24 protein-coding genes are annotated in these 23,290 nt (G+C 69.7%); 10 read left to right on the top strand and 14 right to left on the bottom strand.

What is annotated here, in order from left to right; translation table 11 throughout:
- Positions 1–4: 4 nt before the first annotated feature.
- The 3 genes from AB7F93_RS00315 to AB7F93_RS00305 all read left to right on the top strand — a co-directional run bounded on the left by AB7F93_RS00315 (position 5) and on the right by AB7F93_RS00305 (position 3,261).
- Positions 5–1,531 (top strand): PQQ-dependent sugar dehydrogenase, encoded by a 1,527-nt coding sequence (locus AB7F93_RS00315; RefSeq protein WP_428300872.1) that lies wholly within the window; start codon positions 5–7, stop codon positions 1,529–1,531.
- An 11-nt stretch (positions 1,532–1,542) separates the two neighbouring features.
- Complete coding sequence (locus AB7F93_RS00310) at positions 1,543–2,499, top strand: cation diffusion facilitator family transporter (RefSeq protein WP_428300871.1); 957 nt, start codon at positions 1,543–1,545, stop codon at positions 2,497–2,499.
- Positions 2,500–2,589: 90 nt separating this feature from the next.
- Positions 2,590–3,261: an NnrU family protein gene (locus AB7F93_RS00305; protein WP_428300870.1), complete on the top strand. Its 672-nt coding sequence runs from the start codon at positions 2,590–2,592 to the stop codon at positions 3,259–3,261.
- A gap of 161 nt (positions 3,262–3,422) precedes the next feature.
- On the opposite strand, the gene AB7F93_RS00300 is transcribed toward AB7F93_RS00305, so the two are convergent.
- Positions 3,423–3,839: a carboxymuconolactone decarboxylase family protein gene (locus AB7F93_RS00300; protein ID WP_428300869.1), complete on the bottom strand. Its 417-nt coding sequence runs from the start codon at positions 3,837–3,839 to the stop codon at positions 3,423–3,425.
- A gap of 114 nt (positions 3,840–3,953) precedes the next feature.
- Between AB7F93_RS00300 and AB7F93_RS00295 the strand changes: the two genes are divergently transcribed.
- Entirely contained in the window at positions 3,954–5,270 is a 1,317-nt protein-coding gene (locus tag AB7F93_RS00295) for a transglycosylase SLT domain-containing protein (protein WP_428300868.1), read from the top strand.
- On the opposite strand, the gene AB7F93_RS00290 is transcribed toward AB7F93_RS00295, so the two are convergent.
- The 5 genes from AB7F93_RS00290 to thiD are packed head-to-tail and all read right to left on the bottom strand — an operon-like array spanning position 5,263 to position 9,551.
- Positions 5,263–5,814, bottom strand: a complete 552-nt coding sequence (locus AB7F93_RS00290) for an aromatic-ring-hydroxylating dioxygenase subunit beta (protein WP_428300867.1) — start codon at positions 5,812–5,814, stop codon at positions 5,263–5,265. The genes AB7F93_RS00295 and AB7F93_RS00290 overlap by 8 nt on opposite strands.
- 2 nt (positions 5,815–5,816) lie before the next feature.
- The gene (locus AB7F93_RS00285; RefSeq protein ID WP_428300866.1) at positions 5,817–7,151 is read right to left on the bottom strand and encodes an aromatic ring-hydroxylating oxygenase subunit alpha; all 1,335 of its coding nucleotides are present in this window, start codon (positions 7,149–7,151) and stop codon (positions 5,817–5,819) included.
- A 28-nt stretch (positions 7,152–7,179) separates the two neighbouring features.
- Complete coding sequence (locus AB7F93_RS00280) at positions 7,180–7,872, bottom strand: DsbA family oxidoreductase (protein WP_428300865.1); 693 nt, start codon at positions 7,870–7,872, stop codon at positions 7,180–7,182.
- Positions 7,873–7,899: 27 nt separating this feature from the next.
- Positions 7,900–8,682, bottom strand: coding sequence for an enoyl-CoA hydratase/isomerase family protein (locus AB7F93_RS00275; RefSeq protein ID WP_428300864.1), 783 nt, complete (start codon positions 8,680–8,682; stop codon positions 7,900–7,902).
- 59 nt (positions 8,683–8,741) lie between these two features.
- On the bottom strand, positions 8,742–9,551 hold the full coding sequence (thiD, locus tag AB7F93_RS00270) for a bifunctional hydroxymethylpyrimidine kinase/phosphomethylpyrimidine kinase (RefSeq protein WP_428300863.1): 810 nt from the start codon (positions 9,549–9,551) through the stop codon (positions 8,742–8,744).
- A gap of 91 nt (positions 9,552–9,642) precedes the next feature.
- Here thiD and AB7F93_RS00265 point away from each other — a divergent pair, with 91 nt between their 5' ends.
- Positions 9,643–10,035 carry a Rid family hydrolase gene (locus AB7F93_RS00265; RefSeq protein WP_428300862.1) on the top strand — a complete coding sequence of 131 codons (393 nt, stop codon included), beginning with the start codon at positions 9,643–9,645 and terminating at the stop codon, positions 10,033–10,035.
- 198 nt (positions 10,036–10,233) lie between these two features.
- Positions 10,234–12,123 carry a sulfatase-like hydrolase/transferase gene (locus tag AB7F93_RS00260; RefSeq protein ID WP_428300861.1) on the top strand — a complete coding sequence of 630 codons (1,890 nt, stop codon included), beginning with the start codon at positions 10,234–10,236 and terminating at the stop codon, positions 12,121–12,123.
- 24 nt (positions 12,124–12,147) lie between these two features.
- Here AB7F93_RS00260 and AB7F93_RS00255 read toward each other — a convergent pair whose 3' ends face one another.
- Complete coding sequence (locus AB7F93_RS00255; RefSeq protein ID WP_428300860.1) at positions 12,148–12,834, bottom strand: iron-containing redox enzyme family protein; 687 nt, start codon at positions 12,832–12,834, stop codon at positions 12,148–12,150.
- 166 nt (positions 12,835–13,000) lie between these two features.
- On the opposite strand from AB7F93_RS00255, the gene AB7F93_RS00250 reads away from it, so the two are divergent.
- Positions 13,001–13,819, top strand: coding sequence for a methyltransferase domain-containing protein (locus tag AB7F93_RS00250; protein ID WP_428300859.1), 819 nt, complete (start codon positions 13,001–13,003; stop codon positions 13,817–13,819).
- A gap of 10 nt (positions 13,820–13,829) precedes the next feature.
- On the opposite strand, the gene AB7F93_RS00245 is transcribed toward AB7F93_RS00250, so the two are convergent.
- Complete coding sequence (locus AB7F93_RS00245; RefSeq protein ID WP_428300858.1) at positions 13,830–14,648, bottom strand: class I SAM-dependent methyltransferase; 819 nt, start codon at positions 14,646–14,648, stop codon at positions 13,830–13,832.
- 60 nt (positions 14,649–14,708) lie between these two features.
- Entirely contained in the window at positions 14,709–16,037 is a 1,329-nt protein-coding gene (locus AB7F93_RS00240) for an aromatic ring-hydroxylating oxygenase subunit alpha (protein ID WP_428300857.1), read from the bottom strand.
- 242 nt (positions 16,038–16,279) lie between these two features.
- On the opposite strand from AB7F93_RS00240, the gene AB7F93_RS00235 reads away from it, so the two are divergent.
- The 3 genes from AB7F93_RS00235 to AB7F93_RS00225 all read left to right on the top strand — a co-directional run bounded on the left by AB7F93_RS00235 (position 16,280) and on the right by AB7F93_RS00225 (position 17,626).
- Entirely contained in the window at positions 16,280–16,954 is a 675-nt protein-coding gene (locus tag AB7F93_RS00235) for an SDR family NAD(P)-dependent oxidoreductase (protein ID WP_428300856.1), read from the top strand.
- Complete coding sequence (locus AB7F93_RS00230) at positions 16,947–17,096, top strand: SDR family oxidoreductase (RefSeq protein WP_428300855.1); 150 nt, start codon at positions 16,947–16,949, stop codon at positions 17,094–17,096. Before AB7F93_RS00235 ends, AB7F93_RS00230 begins: the two co-directional genes overlap by 8 nt.
- 65 nt (positions 17,097–17,161) lie before the next feature.
- A complete protein-coding gene (locus AB7F93_RS00225; protein ID WP_428300854.1) occupies positions 17,162–17,626 on the top strand; it encodes a peroxiredoxin in 465 nt (154 codons plus the stop codon).
- 22 nt (positions 17,627–17,648) lie between these two features.
- On the opposite strand, the gene AB7F93_RS00220 is transcribed toward AB7F93_RS00225, so the two are convergent.
- The 5 genes from AB7F93_RS00220 to purM all read right to left on the bottom strand — a co-directional run bounded on the left by AB7F93_RS00220 (position 17,649) and on the right by purM (position 23,248).
- On the bottom strand, positions 17,649–18,254 hold the full coding sequence (locus tag AB7F93_RS00220) for a PIN domain-containing protein (protein WP_428300853.1): 606 nt from the start codon (positions 18,252–18,254) through the stop codon (positions 17,649–17,651).
- 110 nt (positions 18,255–18,364) lie between these two features.
- Positions 18,365–20,539, bottom strand: coding sequence for a TonB-dependent receptor plug domain-containing protein (locus AB7F93_RS00215; RefSeq protein ID WP_428300852.1), 2,175 nt, complete (start codon positions 20,537–20,539; stop codon positions 18,365–18,367).
- A gap of 240 nt (positions 20,540–20,779) precedes the next feature.
- The gene (locus AB7F93_RS00210) at positions 20,780–21,547 is read right to left on the bottom strand and encodes a DUF3108 domain-containing protein (RefSeq protein WP_428300851.1); all 768 of its coding nucleotides are present in this window, start codon (positions 21,545–21,547) and stop codon (positions 20,780–20,782) included.
- Positions 21,540–22,208 (bottom strand): phosphoribosylglycinamide formyltransferase, encoded by a 669-nt coding sequence (gene purN / locus AB7F93_RS00205; protein WP_428300850.1) that lies wholly within the window; start codon positions 22,206–22,208, stop codon positions 21,540–21,542. Before purN ends, AB7F93_RS00210 begins: the two co-directional genes overlap by 8 nt.
- Positions 22,205–23,248: a phosphoribosylformylglycinamidine cyclo-ligase gene (purM, locus tag AB7F93_RS00200; RefSeq protein ID WP_428300849.1), complete on the bottom strand. Its 1,044-nt coding sequence runs from the start codon at positions 23,246–23,248 to the stop codon at positions 22,205–22,207. The genes purN and purM overlap by 4 nt, the downstream gene beginning before the upstream one ends.
- Positions 23,249–23,290: the final 42 nt, after the last annotated feature.

The following is a 23,290-nucleotide window of genomic DNA, read 5'->3' as shown; positions in this document are numbered from 1 at the left end:
CCGCATGCGCAGAGTGCTGAAAATCGTCGCCAGCACGGTCGGTGTCCTCGCGCTGCTGCTGGCGCTCGGCCTGTGGTACCTCACTTCTCAGGTCACGGTGCGCGGCCCGGTGCTGCACGCGATCGCCGGCATCGGCGGCGCGAAGGCGACAGCGGAGAACCTCGCCGGGCTGCGTCTGGCGCCCGGGTTCACGCTGGGTGTGTACGCGCAGGGGCTCGGCCCGGCGCGGGTGCTGCGCTTCACCGCAACCGGCGATTTGCTGGTCAGCGTCACGCGCGCCGGCAAGGTGCTGCTGCTGGAGCGCGATGCCGACGGCGACGGCAGCGCCGACGGCGTGCGCACGCTGCTGGAGGGCCTGGACCGGCCGCACGGCATCGACCTTGCCGACGGCTGGCTGTACGTCGCCGAAACCGGCGCCGTGCGGCGCGTGCGCTTCGATGCCGCGGCGCGCACGATCAACGGGCCGCTGGAACAGGTCGCCGCGCTAGCAGGCGGCGGCATGCACTTCACGCGCACGCTGCGCGTTGGCCCGGACGGGGCTCTGTACGTAACCGCGGGCTCGTCCTGCAACGTGTGCATCGAAACCACGCCGCGCGCGGCGATGCTGCGCGTCGATCCCGCCACGGGTGCCGTCACGCCCTACGCCGAGGGCTTGCGCAACACGGTCGGCTTCGACTGGCAGCCCGGCACGGGCGAGCTCTACAGCGTCGACAACGGCCGCGACCTGCTCGGCGACGACTACCCGCCGGACGAGCTGAACCGCATCGTGGCCGGCGGCTTCTACGGCTGGCCGTTCTGGCACGCGGACAACGTGCCGGATCCCGAATTCGGCAGTCATCCGGCCGCGGCCGGCCGCCAGCCCATCGCGCCTGCCTACGCGTTCGGTGCCCATGTGGCGGCGTTATCCGTCAACTTCTTTGCCGCCGATCGCGCCCCACCGGGCTTCGAGCGCGCGGCGCTGGTCGGCCAGCACGGGTCGTGGAACCGCAGCGCGCTGTCCGGCTACCGCGTGTCGTCGCTGCACTGGGCGGCCGACGGCGCCATCACCGAGCGCGATTTTCTGGTCGGGTTTACGCAGGGTGGCACGGTGACAGGCCGGCCGGTGGACGCGCTGCCCGGGCCGGACGGTGCGGTGTACGTGTCCGACGACTACGCGGGCGCGGTCTATCGGATCACCTGGGATCCGGCGCGCGCGGCGCCGGGGGCGCCGTTTGCGCCGCCGCGCGCGTCGGGCACGGCCGTGCCTGCCGTGGACCGCGCGCCTGCGCCGTCCGCGCTGGACAGGCTCAGCGCACCGCAGCGGGCCGATGCCACGCTGGCGCGGGGTGCCGAGCTGTTCGATCGGCTGGCCTGCGCCAGCTGCCACCGGCCGGGCGCGCCCGGCATGGTGCTGAATGCCCTCGGCGCCCGCTATGCGCAGGCGGATCTGGTGGCCCTGCTGAAGGCGCCGCCGGCCTCCATGCCGGCCCCGGCCATCGCCGACACCGACCGCGCCGCACTGGCGGCCTACCTGCGGGCGGCGCATCCGTAGGCCGGCCGTCCATGGAGGAATCGCACCACCCTCACGCCCACGGCCCATTGGCTGACGGCCGCCTCGCGTGGGCAATTGCGATCAACGTGCTGCTCACGGTGGTGCAGGTGGCGGCCGGCGTGCTGTCGGGTTCGCTCGGCCTGATCGCGGACGCGCTGCACAACCTGTCCGATGCGGCGTCGATGGGCATCGCGCTGCTGGCGCAACGCATTGCCCGTCGCCCGGCGGACCGGCTGATGACCTTCGGCTACCAGCGCGCCGAGCTGGTGGCGACGCTGATCAACGTGACCGCGCTGCTGCTGGTGGGCGGTTACCTGCTGGTGGAGGCGATCACGCGCTTCGTGTCGCCGCAGCCGGTGCAGGGCTGGCCGGTGGTGATCGTGGCCGGCGTGGCGCTGCTGATCGACACGCTGACGGCGCTGATCATCGCCCGCGGCGCGGCGCACAGCCTCAACATCCGCGCGGCCTTCCTGCACAACGTGACCGACGCGCTGGCGTCGCTCGGCGTCATCGTTGCCGGCACGCTGATCCTGCTGTACGACCTCACCGTCGCCGACCTGCTGGTGACGGTGGCGATTTCCGCCTACGTGATCTGGCAGGCGCTGGGGCTGCTGCCGCGCACGGTGCGCCTGCTGATGGGCGCGATGCCGGACGACCTGGAGTACGACGCGATCGCCGCGGCGCTGCGCGCGACGCCGGGCGTGCGCGACGTGCACCACCTGCACGTGTGGAGCCTCGACGAGCACCGGCGGGCGCTGGAGGCGCACCTGGTGCCGGAGGCGGACGATCTGGCGGCGTTCGAGCTGATCAAGCGGCGCGTGCGCGCCGTGTTGCAGGAGCGGTTCCGGGTGGAGCACGCCACGCTCGAACCGTGCGTGGCGGACCGCGAGGCAGTGCCCATCGTGCGGATGGCGCGCCCGCCACCGCAGCCCGGCGACGACCGGCACGCGGCCAGACACCAGCACTGAAGGCAGTGCTGCGGCGCGAGCCACACCGCCACTGCGGCACAATCGCCGCGCCGCCGGTCGGGTCCGACCGGCCTTCAGGGAGGAGGAGACATGGAGTCGCTGATCGCCGCCACGGCGCTGTTCCTTGGCATGCACTGGATCGTCTCCGGCAGTCCGCTGCGGGGCGTCATCGTCGCCCGGACGGGCGAAGGGCCGTTCAAGGCCGCCTTCGCGCTCACCATCACGGTGAGCATCGTGTGGATGGGCTGGGCCTACGCCCACGCGCCAAACCTGCCGACCTGGGGCACTGCCGGGAATCTGAAGCCCCTGAGCTGGGTGCTGATGGCACTCGCATTCGTGATGTTCGGCGCGAGCGCCACCGACAAGAACCCGACCACGCTCGGTCGCGTGCCGCCGGATCAGGTCGAGGCGCGCGGCATGGTGCGCATCACCCGCCACGCGGGCCTGTTCGGGCTCGGCCTGTGGGGGCTCGCGCACTTCATCGTCAACGGCGACTGGGCCTCGCACCTGCTGTTCGGCAGCTTCGCGTTTCAGGGCCTGATCGCGCCGCTGAACCTCGACCGCAAGTACCGCCGCCGTTACGGCGCGGCCTGGGAGGTGTTCGCGCGGCAGACCTCCTACCTGCCGTTCGTCGCCATCGCGCAGGGCCGCAATCGTCTCGTGCTCGGCGAGATCAACTGGATCGCCGTGGTGGTGGCGCTGGGTCTGTACGCACTCACGTTCGCGTACCACCGGGCGTGGTTCGGCGCCTCGCCCTGGTAGGGGCGAGGCAGTCAGTTCATTGAAAAAGGGCGTCCTGCCCTTTTTCAACTGGCCGCGCCCGGCACCTGTCCGGGCGTGGCTCCGACAAATCAAATACAGCCGTATTTGATTTGCGCGCGAGGCATCCTGCCTCGCCATCTCACGCTGATTTCAACCGCCCGTCAGTTCTTCACGCCCTGGGCGTCGCGTTCCTTGAACACCTCTTCCAGCACCTTGATGCCGTTGATGGCGGTCGGAAAGCCGACGTAGACCGCCTGCTGCGAGACTGCCTCGACCACCTGCTCGCGCGTGCAGCCGACGTTCAGCGCCACGTGCGTGTGGAGTTTCAGCTCCAGCGCGGCGCCGATGGCGGTGAGCACGGCCACGTTCAGCAGTTCACGCGTTTTCGGATCCAGACCCGGCCGCGACAGCACGTCGCCGAGCACGAACTCCATCGCCTGGCGCGCCATGTGCGGCGCCACGTTGTTCAGCGTGTCCATCACCGTGCCGGTGACGCTGGGGCCGTTCGAGAACTCGGCGATCTTCGCCTTGCCCATCTGGTAGCGGACTTCGTTGACGTAGTTGGTGTTGTCGGACATGGGTTTCTCCTCGGTGTTGTCGATTGGCTTGAGTGCACCGCGTGGGCACCGGCACACTGTGACACGAAGGGTCCCCGCATGTCCGCGCGGGCCACCAGGACTTACCCAAATCGCATGCGGCCGCGTTTTCTGTGGTGTTTTCTCGTGACCTGCGCCGGCCTGGCGCAGGCCGCCCCGCCCGCCTTGCCGCGACCGGCGGCACTCGAACCTGCGGTGCAGTTCTGGAGCCGCGTGTTTACCGAGGTCGACACGCGTGGCGGCTTCCTGCACGACGACCGCCAGCTCGGCGTGGTGTACGAGACCATCGGCTGGTCCGGGGAGCTTGATCGGCGCACCCGGCAGGCGCGGGTCGAGCCGCGTCGGCTGGCCATCCGGCGCATCCTGCTGGCGCTGGCCGATGGCAGCGCCGACCACTCGGACCCGCAAGTGCGGCGCGTGCAGGCGCTGTGGCAGGGGGCGTCATCCGCCGAGCTGCGCGCCGCCGCCGAGCGGGTGCGGTTTCAGTTGGGGCAATCGGACCGCTTCACGGCGGCGCTGCGCCGCGCCGGTACCTGGGAGCCGCATATCCGCAGCACGCTGCGCCAGCACGGCGTGCCGCAGGAAATCGGCGCGCTGCCGTATGTGGAATCCGGCTTCGACCCGATGGCGGGGTCGCACGTCGGGGCGGCGGGTTTGTGGCAGTTCATGGCGAGCACGGGGCGGTTATTTCTGCGTATCGACCAGTTCGTCGACGAGCGCTACGACCCGCACGCCGCCACGGTTGCCGCGGCCAGGTTGCTGCGTGGCAACTACGACGCGCTCGGCACCTGGCCGCTGGCGCTGACCGCCTACAACCACGGTCGCGGTGGCATGCGCCGGGCCGTCAACACCATGGGCACCGACGACATCGCGGTGCTGATCGAGCGCTACGACGGGCCGGCGTTCGGCTTCGCGTCGCGCAATTTCTACCCCACGTTTCTGGCCGCGCAGGCGCTGTCCGCGGACCCCGAGCCGCACTTCGGGCCGATTGCCAAGGCGCCGCCGGCAAAGATGCAGGAAGTCTCGCTACCCGCGTATCTGCCGCTGCGCGCGGTCGAAACGCAGCTCGGCATCGATCGCGCGCAGTTGCGGGCGCTGAACCCGGCGCTGCGGCGCGGCGTGTGGGAACAGACCCAGTTGCTGCCGAAGGGCTACGACCTGCGTCTGCCGGCGGACACGGCCAACGCCGACACGCGCATCGCGAGCCTGAGCCGCCAGGTGGGGCGCGCCTCGCTGCCGCCGACCGAGGTCCGCTACACCGTCCGCCGTGGCGACACGCTGGGTGGCGTGGCCGCCCGCCACCGCCTGCGGGTGAGCCAGCTCGCCGCGCGCAACGGCTTGAAGCCCACCGCGCATCTGCGCATCGGCCAGGTGCTGAAGGTGCCGGTCAAGACGACCACGGCGCTCAAATGAACACGTGCAGGTTCTTGTCGAGCACCACGCGCTGGTCGAGCAGGATGGTGCGCTCGGCGAGCCTCCAGCCGGCGCCCGTCAGGCGCAGCCGGTCCTCGCGGCAGCCGACCAGCCAGGCCTCGTCGCGTTGGCGGCGGTTGCGGTAGACCAGAAACGTCGAATACACGTCCACCTCGTCCTCACGCGCCGACCACTCGGCGTCGATGTTGGTGATCAGCCGGCGGGCGGTGCTTTTCGGGTCCTCGAACCACACCAGGCCCGTGTCCATGCGCCGGACGCGCATTTCGAGCAAGCGGTAGTCGTCGTCGTAGATGTTGGTGCCGGTGGCGCTGCCGATGGGCTTTTGGTCCTTGCGGTAGCGGATTTCCTGCACCGGCAGGCGGTAGCGGATGTCCGGCGTCAGCAGCGCGAGCCACTCGTGCAGGCGCTCCTGATCCAGCAGGCGCGCCTCGCGGATCAGAAACCGCTCGATGGCGAAATGCGTGTCGCGGTCCACCGGCTCGCCGGCGCGCGCGTTCTGCTGCGGTGCGTGGGCGGTGCTCATGCTCACACGCTCCGCAGGCGCGCCAGTGGCGCCGTCGCCGCGACGTCCACGTCCTGCCAGGGCGTGCCGCGCATCATGCGTGCCCAGCTGCGGTAGAAGTTGCGGATGCCAGTTTCCGCCATCAGCACCTCGCTCACCACGCCCGGCATGTCGGCGCGCGGGCCCTCGTGGCCCACGCCCATGCCGGTGTAGTAGTAGTCCTGGCGCGTCATGTAGCCGCGGTTGGTCTGCGTGCACTCCTCGAAGTTCTCGCCGTCGTCGCTCTCCAGCATGCCGGCGGTGCCGAATGCCGCGATGTTGCTGCGGTGCAGGATGTCCTTCAGCGCCTGCGGCATTTCCTTCTCCACCAGCGTCCAGGTGTAGACCTCAAGCTGGCGCGGCCCGCGCGGCTGCCACACCTTGAAGGTGCTGGTGCCGTACAGAAAACTGCAATTCGGAAAGAACGACGCGTTCCAGTGGCCGTTGTACAGGCGCGTGCGCAGCGCGCCGACGCGCTGTTCCATGATGGGCGTGCGCTCCGCGAGCCACTTGGCGTACTCGGCGCGCCATTCGTCGAGCATCTGAAGGCCGGCCGCGGCTTGTTCGATGAAGCCGAAGCAGTGGCCGTACTTGGAGCCGACCTGAAAGCCGACTTCCGGCGGCAGCGGCACGTTGCCGGACAGGCCCTGCAGCGGCCCGCCGATGACGGCCACGCCCGCCGCGTGCGTCCAGCCGAAGTGGTAGTCGTCGCCGCCGAAGTTCTCGGTCGGCGTCTTCCAGTTGCAGTTCAGGATCGACTTCATCGGCGGGCCGATCAGCTCGATGCCGCCCGGCACGTCGAGAAAACTGTCCACGTACCAGCGCATGTCGCCGAGGTAGTCCTCGAGCGGCGGCGCGCCGGCATCGAACGTGCCGAACACAAGGCCCTTGTACGACGCCACCTGCGCCACCGGCCGCAGGCCCCAGCGCGCCTTGTCGAGCGTGCCGAACCAGCTTTCCTTCTCCAGCGGCACGCCCACCAGCGCGCCCGTGCGGTCGTACGCCCAGCCGTGGTAGGTGCAGGTGAAGCGCTGCGTGTTGCCGGCATCCGCGTGGCACACGGTGTTGCCGCGGTGGCGGCAGGAGTTGATGAAGGCGCGGATCGAGCCGTCGTCCTGGCGGATGACGATCACGTTGTCCTCGCCCATGCGCGTGGTGTTGTAGTCGCCGGGGTTCGGGATCAGCGACTCGTGGGTCAGAAACAGCCAGGCGCGGGCGAAGATGTGCTTCAGCTCCTGCTCGTAGATGGCCTCGTCCCAGAAGATGCTGCGGTGCTGCAGCGCGCCGTCTTCGAGGATCAGTTCGTCCGGTTTCTGCATGGCGGTGCTCCTTGCGATGCGGTGGTGGTCAGGCCCGGCCGACCTTGCGGCCGAAGCGGATGTCGTTGAAGAAGGTTTCGAGCCGCTCGGCGGTGATGCGATGGCCGAAGGTGGACCAGAACTCGCCGTGGCACTGGTGGCGGCCGTTCGCGACCAGAGTGGGCGCGCGCAGGATGCCGTAGCGGCGGGCGATGTCCATGTCGGCGTGAATCTCGGCGTCGCGCGCCGCGGTGTCCTCGAAATCCCGCTGCCAGCGGGCGACGTCGAGGCCGACGTCCCGCGCGCACTGCGCCAGCACGGCGGGATCGGCGGTGTCGATGCACTCGGTCAGGTGCGCCCGCTGCGCGCGGTCGAAGAAATCCCAGTGCGCGGCCTGGCCACCCTGCTGCTGCGCCGCCTTGCAGCCGCGCTGGCTTGGCATGGAGTAGGGGTAGTCGAAGCGGCGCGTCATCATGAGCCGGTAGTCGATGCGCGGGTCGTTTTCTACGTCGTGCGCGTCCTTCCAGTGCTGGCCGCAGATTTCGGCGCGCGCCGCGTCCTTGCTCGGAAAAATCCTGGTCATCAGGCTGGGGTCGGTGGCGAGCGGCCACGAGCGGTGTGTCACCTCGATGTCCGGCTGGTGGGCCACCAGCGCGCGCAGGCGCTCTGAGGCGTGAAAGCACCAACACGACATCACGTCGTGGAAGAACTCGACCTCAATTTTCGGTGCGTCGTCGGCCATGGCTTTCTCCTCTCGGTGTGTGATTGGCTACCGATTGCCCCACACGGGTTTGCGGCGCTCCGCGAACGCCGCGAGCCCCTCGCGTAAATCATCGCTTTTCAGCACCTGCTTCCAGATGTCGGGTGCCGCCGCGGCCCAGGCCTCGCGCGGGTGGCGCAGGGTGAATTTCATGCCGGCCTCGGCGCCGGCGGTGGCGAGCGGGGCGTTCTTGGCCACGCGCGCCGCGAGCGTGAGCGCCGCCGGCATCAGCTCGGCGTCCGGCACCACCTGATTGACGAAGCCGATCGTCAGCATGTGGCTAGCCGGGTAGGGATCGGCGGTGAGGCTGAGTTCGAGCGCGCGGCGGTAGCCGACGGTTTTCCAGAGATCGAAGTAGGAAAAATTCGGCACGCCGACCGCCGCCTCCGGCATGCCGAAGCGGGCCGACTCGGCCGCGACGATCAGCGAGCAGGCGTGCGCGAGCGACAGGCCACCGCCCATGCAGAAGCCGTTGACGGCCGCGATCAGCGGCTTGCGGTCGCCCTCCAGCGCCTCGAACAGTGGCGTCAGGTGATCGACCGCGCCGACCCAGTCGCCGCCGTCGGCGCTGCCGACGCGCATGTTCTCAAGATCCGCCCCGGCGCAGAACGCCTTGCCGGTGCCGGTGAGGATGCCGACCCAGGCGTCGGCGTCGGCCTCGAAGCGACCCAGGCCATCCACCAGCGCGCCGGCGAGTTCGGCGTTCAGCGCGTTCATCTTGTGCGCGCGGTTCATGGTCAGCACCGCGATGTGGTCCGGGCGCAGTTCGTAGTGCAGCAGGGGCTCGGTCATTCGGGTTTCTCCTCGGTCGTTGTTGTGCCGTGCAGTATCCGCCGGGTGCGTTTCGATCCTCAGCGCCACAGCGCGTGGAAGTGCTGCACCGGCCCGTGGCCGTGGCCGACATTGAGTGCGCCTGCCGCGGCGATGGCGGCGGTGAGGTACTCCTTGGCCGCGCCCACTGCCTGCGGCACGTCTAGCCCGCGCGCGAGCCCGGCGGCGATGGCGGCCGACAGCGTGCAGCCGGTGCCGTGGGTGCTGGCGGTGGCGATGCGCCGGGCGGGGAATTCGGAGAACTCGCGGCCGTCGTAGAGCACGTCGGTGCAGTCATCGCCCGCCAGGTGGCCGCCCTTGAGCAGCACCCAGGCGGGACCGAGCGCGTGCAGCGCCCGCGCCGCCTCACGCATGGCCGGCAGGTCGGCGGGCGGCTCGCAGGCGAGCAGCGCGCCCGCTTCCGGCAGGTTGGGGGTGACGATGGTCGCGAGCGGAAGCAGGTCGGTGCGCACGCGTTCAATGGCGGAATCGGCCAGCAACGCGGCGCCGCTCTTGGCCACCATCACTGGGTCCAGCACCACGTTGCGCGCGCGCCAGTGGCGCAAGCGGCCCGCGACCGCCGCCACCACGTCCGCGTCGCCCAGCATGCCGAGCTTCACCGCATCGACGCGGATGTCCTCGAACACGGCGTCGATCTGCGCCGCGACGAACGCCGCCGGCAGCGGCTGGAGCGCCGTCACGCCGCGCGTGTTCTGCGCCGTGAGGCCGCCGAGCGCCGCCATGCCGTACACGCCAAGCGCCGAGAAGGTCTTGAGATCGGCCTGAATGCCGGCGCCGCCGGACGGGTCCGAGCCCGCAATGCTGAGCGCGTTCGGGATGGTGAAGGGCATGGGGCAGGGTCAAAATGGGGCCGCTTCGGCAGTATAGGACTCGCCCTTCACGCGGGCGCCGCGCCGCCCATCACAACCCGAGGAGAACACCATGGCCAACCGCACCGTACCCGCCCCGCCGCATTTCGCCGAAAAATTCGCCTACTCGCAGGCGCGCCGCGTCGGCGACTTCATCGCCGTGTCCGGCACGCCGGGACGCGGCGCTGACGGCGAGGTAGTCGGCGAGGGCGACGCCTACGCCCAGGCCCGCCAGGCGCTGGAGAACGTGAAACGCAGCGTGGAGGCGCTTGGCGGGCGCATGGAGCAGGTGGTGCGCACGCGCATTTACCTCACCGACATGAATTACATCTGGGACATCGGCCGGGCGCATCTCGAATTCTTCACCGGCATCGATCCGGCCACCTCGCTGGTCAAGGTGACCGGCTTCTTCGACCCGAAAATCCTGGTCGAGGTGGACTGCGACGCGGTGGTAATGCCGCAGTGACCGCCTGTGGCGTAGGCGCAGCAGCTGTGTGAACGCGCCGCTGCGCCGGGTGTCCAAGCTGCCCGGTGGCGGCCCCGGCCGCAGCGGGGACCGCCCGCTGGGCGGGCGCGCGCCACGTTGGACGGCCCATGCTCGGCATGCGCCGACCGATCACGAACCCGCAGCCCGGCGCTGCGCTGACCGCACGGGGAGTGCCCTTTGACTGACCACGCACTGTCGCGTCTGCCGTTTCGGTTCTGGGGCACCAGCCTGGCTGTAGTGCTGGCGCTGATATTGGTGCAGGCCCTCAATGTGCACCTCGCCGGGCCGGTGGCCGTCGGCTTTTTTGTCGCGGCCGCGGCGGGTTATGCGGCGCTGTTTCTGCTGCCGCTGTTGCTGGTGCCGCTGCTGGGTCGCTTGCTGGTGCCGGTGCTTGGCGCGGATGGCGCGCGTGCGATGGGCGGTGTCCTGCTGGTCGTGATCAGCAGCCTGGTGCAACTGGGGTTGATAGTCGATTGGCTGATCTACCGCATGTTCGGGTTTCACCTGAACGGTTTTGCGTGGAACCTGGTCACCACCCCCGGTGGGCTGGAGTCGATGGGGGCCGACGACAGCGCGTGGTTCACAGTCGCCGTGATGGTGTTGCTGGTGCTGGCTGCAAATACGCTTCTGCTGCGCTGGGCGCGGCGTCAGCCGCCGTTGCGTTCCGGTCGGCGGGCGTTGGTGGCGGTGCTGTTGCTGTGCGCGGTCGGCGAGCGCCTCGTGTACGGCATCAGCCACTTCACCGGGCAGGTCGGCGTCGGCAATGCCGCAGTCGCCATTCCGTTTTACCAGCCGACGACCTTCCGTCACGCAGCGCAGGCGCTCGGTTTCATGCCGGCGCCACGGCAAACCACCCGCTTGCACGCGGCCTCCGGGACGCTCAGTTATCCGCGCGCGCCGCTGCGGATCGAGCCGCCCGCCCGGCTGCCGAACATCATCTGGCTGGTGGCGGAATCGCTGCGGGCGGACGCGCTCAACCCCAAGGTCATGCCTGCTACCAGCGCGTTCGCCGCCAGCGCGGTGCGCTTCGACCGCCACTACAGCAGCGGCAACGGCACGCGCATGGGCCTGTTTGGAATGTTTTACGGGCTGTACGGCAGCGACTGGTTCCCGGTGCTGGCGGCCAACCGCCAGCCGGTGCTGATGGAGGCTCTGGAGCACCTGAATTACCGCATCGAGGCCTGGACTAGCGCACGCTTCAGTTACCCGGAATTTGATCGCACGGTGTTTGCCGGCCTGCCGGGCACTGCCCTGCACGAGCAGACGCAGGGCGCCGGCTGGCAGCGCGACCGGGCCAATGTCGACGAGCTGTTGGCGTATGTGCAGCGTGCCCGGTCGGCGCTGGATGGGCGGCCGTTCATGGCGTTCATGTTCTTCGAGTCGGCACATGCGCGGTATTACTTCCCGCCCGAGAACGCGGTCTTTCGGCCGTATCTGGAAGACTTCAACTACGCGACTGTGTCCCTTGAGCGGGACATCGGCCAGATCCACAACCGGTACCTGAACGCGTGCAACCACCTCGACAGCCAGTTGGGGCGGGTGTTCGCGGCGCTGCGGGCACAGCACCTGCTGGACAACACCATCGTGGTGGTCACCGGTGACCACGGCGAGGAGTTCATGGAGAAGGGGCGCTGGGGCCACAACTCCAGCTTTGTGGACGAGCAGATTCGCACGCCGCTGCTGCTGCACGTGCCTGGCGTGGCGCCGGCGCGCGTGGAGCATATGAGCAGTCACCTTGACCTGCCCGCGACGGTGATGGCGCGCATTGGCGGACGTAACGACGCGGCCGATTTATCGCTGGGCCACGACTTGCTGGGCGGCGGTCCCGCGCGGGTCGCGACCGTGGTGTCTGACTGGTCGAGCGTGGCCTGGATCGGGGCCGACTACAAGGCGGTGTACCCATTGGCCGCTAGTGCTATCGCCGATGCGGGCACCTTTGGGCCGGATGACCGCCCGACGCCGGACCCGCGCAAGGCGCGGGCAGCCCACCTTGGCGACCTGCGCGTCTTGTTGCGTGGTATCTCGCAGTTCCACCGGCCGCAGGTGCGCGCCGCTGGCATGCATTGACATGTCAAATGGCCGGGCGCTGCCTCACGCCTGCGCCAGCCCCGCCGCCTGGCGCTCCACCCCGGCATAGAACAGCCGCTGCGCTTCCAGAATCAGCGGCAGGCCGCGACGAATCTGCGCCTCGACGTCCGGCGTCAGCCACGGCTCCATCGGCCGCCACACCTTGATGCCGGCGTGCTCAAGGTCAGCCGACAGGTGGTAGCGGAAGAAGAACACCTGCTCCTCGGTGAGGCCGAGATGCTCGATCCAGCGGTCGGGGTGAAAATTGTGCCCCGGCAGCGCCGTCAGCACGAACTCGTCGATGGACGAGCCGAGCCAGCCGACCGTCCAGTGCCAGTCGCGCGCGAGGTGCTCCAGCAGAGCGAGCGCGGCGGCAGTCTCGGGCTCGGGCATGGTGGCATCCATCTGGGCGTCGGCGAGGCCGACATTGCGGCCCATCTGCCACAGTATCTTGGTGTGCGCGGCGCCGATGGCCGGGTCGTAAACCAGCTCCTCGCCCATTTGCGAGATGGTGCGGCGGACGATCGCCTGATCCGGGCAGCGGCTCATCCAGGCCGGCCGCATGACGGAGCTGAAAAACCGGTTGCGCAGCACGTGTTGCAGGATGTAAGCCTGCCCGCGCGGCAGCGTGAGTGGCGCCAGCACCCAAGGCCAGGTGCGGGCGGCGTCCAGCGCGGCCCCGGCGATGTCGGACAGCTTGAGCGCGGACATGGACTTGTCTCCTGGGTTGTCGAAAGCTGGCGAGGCAGCGCCTACTGTAGCCGTCACGGCTGGGGAGCTGCCAACGGTCGGCCGTGGGTCCACCCGGGCGCGCTGCAGAGCACCTGCCGTTGAACCTCCGCTAGCATTTCCACCCTTCATCCACGACGAGCCAGCGATGACTGAATCCACCGAGTACCTGCTCGGCAACAGTGCCGATGAACGCGAGCGGCTGCTGCGCCAGGGCGAGCTGTTCCGGGAGCAGGCGATCTGGCTGCTGGATCACGTCGGCATTGCGCCCGGTCAGCGTGCACTGGAAGTTGGCTGCGGCCCGCTTGGCATCCTCGATCTGTTGGCCAAGCGCGTCGGCGCTAGCGGCTCGGTGGTAGGTCTGGACCGCGACCTGCAGATGCGCGACTGGGCGCAGCTTTCGATCGCCGAGCGGGGACTCGACAACGTGCAGATCGTGGCGGGGGAGGCCGAGAGCTCGGGCCTGCCGCGCGCGTCGTTCGACTTCGTGCACGCGCGGCTGGTGCTGATCAACGTCGCCGACTGCGACGCGGTGGTCGGCGAGATGGCGGCGCTGGCACGCCCCGGCGGTGTGGTGGCGGTGCAGGATCTCGACTGGGTGTCGTGGGTGTGCGAGCCCCCGCACCCGGCCTGGGACAAGCTGGTGTCCGCCACCGCCGCGGTTCGGCAGGCGCATGGCCTGGACGTCCACATCGGCCGTCACATGCCGGCGCTGCTGCGCCGTGCGGGGCTGGTGGACGTCGGCTACAAGGCCTTCGCCCCGACCTGGAAGCCGGGCGATCTGTATCAATACCTGTTGATCGGCTTTGCCGAACTGCACCGCGACAAGATCGTGGCCGCCGGCTTGCTTGGCGACGACGAGATGACGGAACTGGCGACCGCGCTGCGCGCGCACCTGGACCACCCCGGCACGCTGGTGATCCACCCGCTGCTGTTCCAGGCCTGGGGGCACAAGCCTGCGTCGTGAAGGGCGCGCGCTACAGCGCGAGGCTCACGCGCATGAAGGTGGCCGGGATTGCCACCCCGCTGCCGGCGGCCGCGCGGTTTTGCGCATGGGCGAGCTCCAGCAGTTGCCGGTGCAGGTCCTGCTCGGTGCCGTTCCTGGTGGCGGCGTCGAAGGCGTTCATGGTCGGGCCGTAATAGCGGCGAAACAGCTCCACCACGTCGGCCGGACCCTTGTCCGGCGCGGCGAACAGAAAGGTGTCGCGTTCCGTCGAGATGTTTTCTGGCGCCACGCCGGCAGCACCGAAGCGCTCCACGATGTGGGCTTCGACGCCCCAGGTCATCGGGCTGACGAAGCCCTCCGGCGGCGGCGGGGTGAAGGCCGAACTGATCTTCAGCAGTTGCGACACGAACGAGGTCGGGTCGTTCGGAATCCAGTTGCCCATCACGATGCGCCCGCCCGGCCGGGTAACGCGCACCATCTCGCGCGCCACGTCGAGCGGCCGCGGCGCGAACATGGCGCCGAACATGCTGAGCGTGAGGTCGAAGGAATGGTCGGCCACACCCTGCAGATCGCAGGCATCGCCTTCCTCGAAGCACAGCTTGTGCAAGCCCGCCGCGGCGGCGCGGGCGTTGCCGGCTGCGACCAGGTTGCTCGCGATGTCGATCCCGACCACCTCGGCGCCGAGCCGCGCCAGCGGCAGCGCGGTGGTGCCGTCCCCGCAGCCAAGATCGAGCGCCCGCAGCGGCGGCGTGATGCCGAGCGAGGCGACCAGCGCCTGCCCGGAGTCACGCATCAGCGCCGCGATGGCGGTGAAGTCGCCCTTCTCCCACAAGGCCTTGTTCGCGTTCATGGTGGTGCTCCGAAGTCGGCTGTCTGATGGCGCCTCAATCCCGTCGCGGCCGGCACCCGCTCACGCGGCGCCGATCATCAGCCGCCGCCACTGCCGATACGCGCCGTGGGCGAGCACCTCGTCGGTGATGCCGCCGCTCGCCACCGGTTGCAGGCCGATTTCGCCCGCCGCGGCGTCGCCGCCCCAGGCGAGGCCGCCCGCGCCGCGTGCGTAGCCCTGCTGCCAGGGCACGGCGGTGCCGGCATAGCCGCGCTGGCAGTGCTCCATCACGGTCTGGTCGTCCGGCGTGGCAAGACCCGCCGGCCCCAGAAAGTCCTCGAACTGGCGAAGGCGCAGCGTGCGCGCGGCGGCCGGCTCGTTGCGCGGCGCGATGCAGAACACATCGAGCCGCGTGCGGTCCACCGCCAGCGGGCGCACCACGCGCACCGTGGTCGAGGCCTGGTCCATCAGCCACAGGTTCGGGAACACCAGCAGCGCGCGCACGCAGTCGATCATCCAGCGCGCCCGGTCGGCGCCGCAGCGCGCCTCCACCGCTGCGCGCTGCTGCGCGAGTGGGCGCTCGTCGCCGTTCGGCATCTGCGTCCAGCCGACGGCGTGGCCGTTGCCGAGGTCGTACATGCCGCCCGGCATCTGCTCCATGCGCGTCACGTCGATGGTCTTGAGCAGCTCGTCCGAGGTTTCCAGGCGCCGCCGGCCGAGGTTCATGTAGCTCAGATGCACCGGCACGAAGTGGTACGCGTCCGGGTTTTCGAGTTGCAGCTTCCAGTTGGCGTCGCAGGTGTAGGCGTGGCGCCCGCGCACGAGTTCGAGCCCGTCCGGGGACTGCTCGACGAACAGATCGATGAACACCCGCGCCGGGCCCAGAAACTCGCCAAGCGACGGCGCGTCGGGGTTCAGCGTGGCGAAGATGAAGCCCCGGTAGCTGTCCACGCGCAGGGACTTCAGGTCGTGATCCAGCGCATCGAAGTACGCCGGGTAGTTGGCGCCGGCGCGGTCCTTGACCGCCAGGCAGCGGCCATCCGGTGCGTAGGTCCAGCCGTGGTAGGGGCAGGTGAAGCTCGCGGCATTGCCGCGTTGGCGGGCGGTGAGCATGGCACCGCGGTGCGAGCAGGCGTTGACCAGCGCGTGCAGGGCACCGTCGGCGCCGCGCGTCAGCAGCACCGGTTGCAGGCCAAGCTGCGTGGAATAGAAGTCGTTCGGCCGCGGCAGCTGGCTGTCGTGCGCCAGGTACACCCAGGTGCGCTCGAAGATGCGCTGCATCTCCAGGGCGAACACGGCCGGATCGTGAAAAATCCGCCGCTGCACGTCGAAGCGGCCCTCGTGAGGCTCGTCCACCACCATGGCCGCAAGCTCGGCCGTGTCAACGAAAGCTTCGGCGGGACGGTTCATGGCGGGTTCCTCCTCTGGAACGGGCTGGGCTTCAGGTCATCGACGGGGCGGTTCCGGTGCGGGTGAAACGGGAGACGTGCAGCGCTATCGTGGCGGCCCACGGCGTCGGGGTGCGGGTCCGCCGGCGAGTGTAACCATCCGCACGCGCGGCGCGCGCGCCAACCGTCGGTACGCCGAGTGTCGATCCGCAAACCACCGGCGAAGACGCGCGATTCCACCAACGAGCCGAGGAGGATCCGACCATGACCGACAGACTCACAGGCCACGTGGCGCTGGTCACCGGCGGCGGGCGCGGCATCGGGCGGGCGATCAGCGAGCGCCTGTACCGGGACGGCGCCGAACTCGCTATCTGCGGCACCACCGAATCGGTGCTGCGCGACACGGCAAACGCGCTTGGGAACGAGGGCGGCCGGGCGGTGTTCTGGCAGCGCTGCGATGCGGGGGACGAGGCGTCGGTGCAGCAGACAGTGGCGGCCGCCGCGGCGCGCTTCGGCAAGGTGGACATCCTGGTCAACAACGCCGCTGTCACGCTCGGGCAGTTTCCGCGCGAGCGCATCGACGTGCCGTTCCACCAGCTCGACCGCGCGGTGTGGGACACGAACCTGCACATCAACCTTACCGCGCCGTGGTTCTTCGCCAAGGCGGTGTACCCGCACATGGCCGCGCAGCGCTGGGGGAGGGTCATCAACATCGGCTCGGGCACGGTCTACTCGGGTCGCGGCAACTGCGCCGCGTACATCGCGTCCAAGGCCGGCCTCGGCGGGCTCACGCGCGCCATGGCGTTCGATCTTGGCCGCGAAGGCATCACGCGCCATGGCGTTCGATCTTGGCCGCGAAGGCATCACCGGCAACCTGGTCTCTGTGGGCCTGACCCTGACCGACCGCATGGTCGATGCCGGCTACGAGGCGATGGCTGAGCGCTTCGTGGCGATGACGCCGATGGCGCGCACGCAGCGCCCGGACGACATACCGGGCACGGTGGCGTACTTCGCGTCCGACGACGCCGGCTACGTGACGGCGCAGGCGCTCAGCGTCGACGGCGGGCGCACCATGCACTGACCGCCATTGCACCCGCCGCCGCGCGCGGCGCATGCTCGCGCATCCCCACACCTGAGGAGAAGTCCATGGCCGCCAGCAAGACGCTCAACCTCGGCGACAAGGCGCCTGCCTTCACGTTGCCCACCGGCGACGGCCGCAGCGTGTCGCTCGCCGACTACCAGGGCCGGCCGGTCGTCGTGTACTTCTACCCGAAGGACGACACGCCCGGCTGCACCGCAGAAGCCTGCGCGTTTCGCGACCAGTACGAGGATTTCAAGCAGGCCGGGGCGGAGGTCATCGGCATCAGCTCCGCCCCCCCGGAGTCACACGCCCGCTTCGCCGGCAAGCATCGCCTGCCGTTCGTGCTGCTGAGCGACCGGGACAGCGCCGTGCGCAAGGCCTACGGCGTGCCGGCCACGCTCGGTCTGCTGCCGGGGCGCGTCACCTTCGTGCTGGATGGCAGCGGCACCATTCGCCACATGTTCTCCAGCCAGCTGCGCGCCAGGCAGCACGTGGCGGAGGCGATCGGGGTGATCAGGACGCTGGCCTGACCCTTCGGGCTTGACACCCAGCTCAGGCGTCGGGGTCCGGCAGCGCGTACGAGACCTTGTTCTCGGTGACCGTCACCAGCTCCCGGCGTTGCAGCTCGGCCAGCAGTTCCGCCAGATCCGGCTCGGCGAGCTGCTTCTGGAATAACGACTGAATCGTGCTCGACAGCGTCTTCAGCGTGCGTGGTTTGGAACTGCCGCGCTGGCGCAGGTTGGCGACCACCAGATCGATCTTCTCCGGCAGGCTCTTGACGTTCGCGATCTTGAGCAGCGGGATGTCCTCGATGGTCTTGCTGCGGCTGGCGAAAATGTTCTTGGTCTTGAGGTGCTGGATCAGCGGGTCGAACCCGGCGTCCTTAGAGATCACGTGAAAGTAGGCCGCCCCATCCGTGGACGCCAGGTGGCCGATGTAGAAGGCGATATGGAAGTCGAGCGCGTTCGGGCCGTTGCCGGAAATCCTGACGTATTGCGCGCGCTCACCCAGGCGTTGCATGGCATCCGCCACCTCGAACGGCACCTTGCTCTGATTGGCGCCCATGAACAGCAGCACCTTGAAGTGGTCGGCGTGCAGGCCAGCCAGCGATTGCGGCTGCACGTTTTCGTAGTCGATCAGGACGTAGTTGCTGCGCATGGGGCTCCAACGGCTCGCGGGCCACGGCGGAGGTGTCACGCCCTCCGCGACCAGCACCGGAGTGTTTCACCTCGCGCGTCGCTGCAAAAGCGTGCCTCGCGCCGGCGCCCTCAAAAGCTGTAACTCACCCCCGCGTACAGCGACCGCCCCGGTCCGGCGACGGCGATGCCCCACGGCACGCTGTTGATGCCCATGGTGCTGCCCTGGCCGACGTAGGCGCCGCCGAGCGGCAGCGCGAAGCGGCGGTCGAACAGGTTCTCGACGCCGGCATCGACGCGCACCTGCCGCCACGTGTAGCTGGTGCGAAGGTGCAGCAGCGCGTAGGACGCCGTCTCGATTTCATTGCGCACATCCGACACGTCGTCCTTGCGGCCCCACCATTCGGCTTCGAGCGCGCTGCGCCAGCCGCCGAGCGTCTGGCCGAGGCTGAGCGTGCCATGCAGCGGGTGCACGTTGTAGAGACCGTCGCCGGTGTCGCGGTTCTCGCCGTTCACGTAGCCGAACACGCCGTCGAGGGTGAAGTCGCCCGCCGCCGTGCCGCGGGCGAGCTTGATGTGACCGGACAGGTCGACGCCGTACAGGCGCGCCGAGACGTTGTCGTACTGGAGCACGTTGAAGCGGTTTGGCAGGCAGGTCTTGCCCGGCGCGCAGCGGGCGTCGATGTAGTCCTCGACGCGCGTGTAGTACGGGCTCAGGCGCACGCTCCAGCGGGTTTGCGCGGCGTCGTGCCAGTCGGCAGCGAGGCTCAGCGTGCGGGCGATTTCCGGGTCCAGATCAAGGTTGCCGACGTAGCCGTTACCGTCGCCGACCAGGTTGTTCATGATCGCGGCCATGGCGTTGCCGGACCACGTGTAGCGCTCGTAGAGGTTCGGCGAGCGGGTTTTCTGCGCCAGGCCCGCCGAGTAGGTGGCGGTGCTGCCGGGCGTGTAGCGCAGCAGGGTGGTCACGTCCCAGTTGTCGTCGCTGCGGCCGTGATCGCGGGCGTTGAAGGCGGCCGCGTCACCGGCGTACATCATGCTGTAGCCGTGCACGTCGGCGGCGTCCATGCGCACGCGCTCGTAGCGCGCGCCGAGCAGGGTCTGCCAGGCATCGTCCCAGCGCCGCTCCCACTCGCCGTAGGCGGCGTGGCGGTCGCGCTGGCCGTCGTTGATGTTCTGGAAGGTGCCGGGCGCCATCATCATGCCGCTGCCGGACGGCGGCCAGGAGTCTTCCAGCCGGTAGCGCTGGTATTCGGCGCCAAGACGCAGCGTGTCGATGTCGGTGAGCGGCAGCGCGGCGGCCAGCGTGGCGCCGGTGTTGCGCCCGCGGGTCTGCATGGGCATGCCGGGCGCGTCCATGTACCAGAACTGCCGGTCGTCGCCGAAGTTCATGCGGTGGTCGGTCGCCTCGTGATAGGCGCGGGCGGTGAGATCGCCCCAGCCGAACTGCGCCCGGTAGCCGGCGTTGACCTGGTCGGTCTCGTTGTCGGTCAGATCCATGCGCTGGTTCGGGAAGCCCTCGAACGGCACGTGCTGGTAGCGGTAGCTGATATCCGCCTGCTGGTCTGTGCCGCGCAGGCCGAGCTTCACGGCGTGATTCACGCTGCGGTAGGCGGTGGAGCCGACCTCGTCGCCGTCCACCCAGCCGCCGCCGGCCACGGGTGCGCCGGGCTTGAAGCTGCCGCCGGCGTCGTAGTTGTTGGCCCTGGTGCCGCTGCCGGTGTAGTTGAGGCTCACGTTGGCGCCGGCGAGCGTGGAGGTGAGATTCACGCCGCGGCCGTCGCCGTTGCTGCGATAGAACGCGCCGGCGCTGCCGGTGAGCAGCGTCTGCCCCGGCTCGGCGAACAGGCTTGGCGCGGATTCGACGACGATGGTGCCGCCGATGCTGTCGCCGCCGAGACTCACCGGCGCGATGCCGGCGTAGACGTCGGCCTTGGCAACGGCGGTCGGGTCCAGATACGACAGCGGCGAGTTCATGTGGTTGGGGCAGGCGGATACGAGATCCATGCCGTCCACCTTGATGCGCAGGCGATCGTCACCCAGGCCGCGCACCACCGGCAGCCCGGCAAGGCCGCTGCCGCCGGACACGGCGACTCCCGGCAGATTGCGCAGCAGCGCGGCGGTGTCGCCGCTGCGGTAGCGACCTTCGGCGATCGCGTCCGCCGACAGCGTGGCGTCGGGCGCGCTGCCGAGTGCCGGCAATTCCGGAGCGGCCACGATCGGGATGCGAGTTTCTTCGGCGAGGAGCGGGCTCGCCAGGCCGGCGAGCGTCAGCAGCGCAAGGGAAGAGCGAACAGCAACGGACATGGTTGGGCTTCGGCAGTGGAACGATCGCCCCGTCGGCAGGGCGACAGGGCCGAAAAATCGAAGCCGGAACGGTAATCAGGGTGGCCTGCAAACGCCATGCGACAGGTTGCCGCAGTCACCGCTGCGCAGCCGGTTCGGCGCCCGCAACGGGTAGAGCAGATCACGCGGTTTGCGTGAGTCTGGACGCCAGCTCCAGCAGTCCGCGTACGGCAGGGCGCTGGAGCCGAGGCCTCGCCCCGGTCAACCGCCGTTGGCGGCCGGGGCAGGGCCGGCGGTGGCCGGCGCGGGCACGCTGCGTCCGCCGCCCGTGTAGCGCTTCAGCAGCAGCGTGCCCTGCGAGCGGCCGCGCTTCTCGCGGTCGATGCGCACCGGGAAGTAGTCGAGCTCCGGCGCGCACCACAGCGTGACGGCGTACTTGCCGCCGGTCTGCGTGCGCTGCACCTTGATGGTCTTGAAGGTGCCGGCCGGGGTGGTGATCTGCTCCTCGCCCAGGGCTTCGAGCTTGTAGTCGCGGATTTCGCCGTCGGAGCCGTACAGCACCGGCGCCGTCATGGCGGTGCCGCCTTGGGCGAGCGTGCGGCGCAGGGCCTCGACGTAGGTCAGCTCGTCGAGCGTGCCCGGCTGCAACACGGCCGGCGGCCGGTCGCCCTCGCGCTCGCGGGTCCGGCCGGCGCGCCAGTCGAACGCGAAGTCGTGGTCGCGCTGCTTGCGCCCGCCGACGCGCTTGTGGACATAGCGCTGCGGTTGCCAGCCCTGCTTGCCGACGGTGCCGGTGCTCTCGTCGTGGAAGGTTTCCTGCGTGAACATGGCCACCACGCCGCCGGGGGTGACATCCAGCGTCATGCGGTAGCGGCCCTTGTCGGCCGTGTAGCTTTGCACCGCCTCGCCGCCTTCGATGCTGCCCTGGCGCACGGTGTAGGCCGCCTGCCACTGGCCGGGCGGGGCGGCCTGCGCGGCGCCGGCGCACAGCAGCAGCGCCAGCGCGCAGTTCCAGATCTGCCTAGTCATCGCGTTCTCCTGCGGCGGCGAATGGCACGGGCGCAGCCAAGGGCAGCCCATCGAGCTGCACCTGCTCACCCGCCAGCGTCAGGCGGCCCCGTGCGTACCAGCCTAAGACCGTCGGGTAGAGGCGGTGTTCGGCGGCCAGCACGCGGGCGGCGAGCGTATCCGGCGTGTCGTCGGCGCGCACCGGCACGCGGATTTGCGCGACTAGCGGCCCGCCGTCCACGGCGGCGGTGACGAAATGCACGCTCGCGCCGTGCTCGGCGACGCCCGCGGCCAGCGCCCGCGCGTGGGTGTCGAGGCCCGGAAATTCCGGCAGCAGCGAGGGGTGGATGTTGATGAGCCGACCGCGGTGGCGGGCCACGAAGTCGGCCGTCAGCACGCGCATGAAGCCGGCCAGCACGACAAGGTCGCACGGCACGGCGGCGAGCTGCGCGTCGAGCGCCCGCTCGAAGCCCGCGCGATCCGCGAACTGCCGGTGATCGACTACCGCTACCGGTACGCCGGCGGCCGCGGCGAGCGTGAGGCCGCCCGCACCGGGGCGGTTGCTGATGACCTGCACCACCCGCGCCGGCAGCGTGCCCGCCGCGCAGGCGCGCAGGATGGAATCGAGGTTGCTGCCGCGGCCGGAGAGCAGGACCGCCAGGCGCAGCGGCTGCGCCGTCACGGCGCCAGCACGACGCCCGGGCCGTCCCCGCGCGGCACAATCTCGCCGATGTGGAACACGCTCTCGCCGGCTTCCGTGAGGCGCGCGATGGCCTCGTCGGCGCGCGCCGCCGGCAGGATCACGACCAGGCCCACGCCGCAGTTGAAGGTGCGCCACATTTCGGCATCCGCGATGCCGCCGTGCTGCTGCAGCCAGTCGAAGATGGCCGGCCGCCGCCAGGCGCGCGTATCGAGTCGCGCGGCGAGGCCATCTGGCAGCACGCGCGGGATGTTCTCGACCAGCCCCCCGCCGGTGATGTGGGCGATGCCGACCACCGGCAGCGCGGCGAGCAGGTCCAGTACCGGCTTCACGTAGATGCGCGTCGGCGCGAGCAGCGTCGCACCGAGCGTGCTGTCGCCGAAGGGGGCATTCAGGTCCGCCCCGGCATGCTCCACCACCTTGCGCGCCAGCGAGTAGCCGTTCGAGTGCAGGCCGGTCGATGCCAGACCTATCACGGCATCACCGGCCTGGATGGCCTGACCGTCCAGGATGCGCACTTTCTCGACCACGCCGACGCAGAAGCCGGCGAGGTCGTAGTCGCCCGCCGGATACATGCCGGGCATCTCGGCGGTCTCGCCGCCAGCCAGCACGGCGCCCGCCAGCTCGCAGCCCCGCGCGATGCCACCCACCACCGCGGCGGCCGTGTCGACGTCGAGCTTGCCGGTCGCGAAGTAATCCAGAAAGAACAGCGGCTCCGCACCCTGCACCAGCACGTCGTTGGCGCACATGGCGACCAGATCGATGCCGACCGTGTCGTGCACGCCAAGGTCGATGGCCAGACGCAGCTTGGTGCCGACGCCGTCGGTGCCGGCCACCAGCACCGGCTCGCGAAAGCGCTTCGGCAGTTCCAGCAGGGCGCCGAAGCCGCCGATGCCGGCGAGCAGTTCCGGCCGGCGGGTGCGCGCGGCGAGCGGACGGATACGATCGATCAGGGCGTTGCCGGCGTCGATGTCGACGCCCGCGTCGCGGTAACTCAGACCAGAGGTGGGCTGCTCGCCCATGGGGAAAACTCACGTGGAAACACGGTTCGGGGCACAATGGTA

Origin of the sequence: Immundisolibacter sp. (assembly GCF_050250495.1) — a bacterium.
Taxonomy (GTDB): domain Bacteria; phylum Pseudomonadota; class Gammaproteobacteria; order Immundisolibacterales; family Immundisolibacteraceae; genus Immundisolibacter.
The sequence above is the reverse complement of the archived record's forward strand: the minus strand, read 5'-3'. Positions and strand labels throughout refer to the sequence as shown.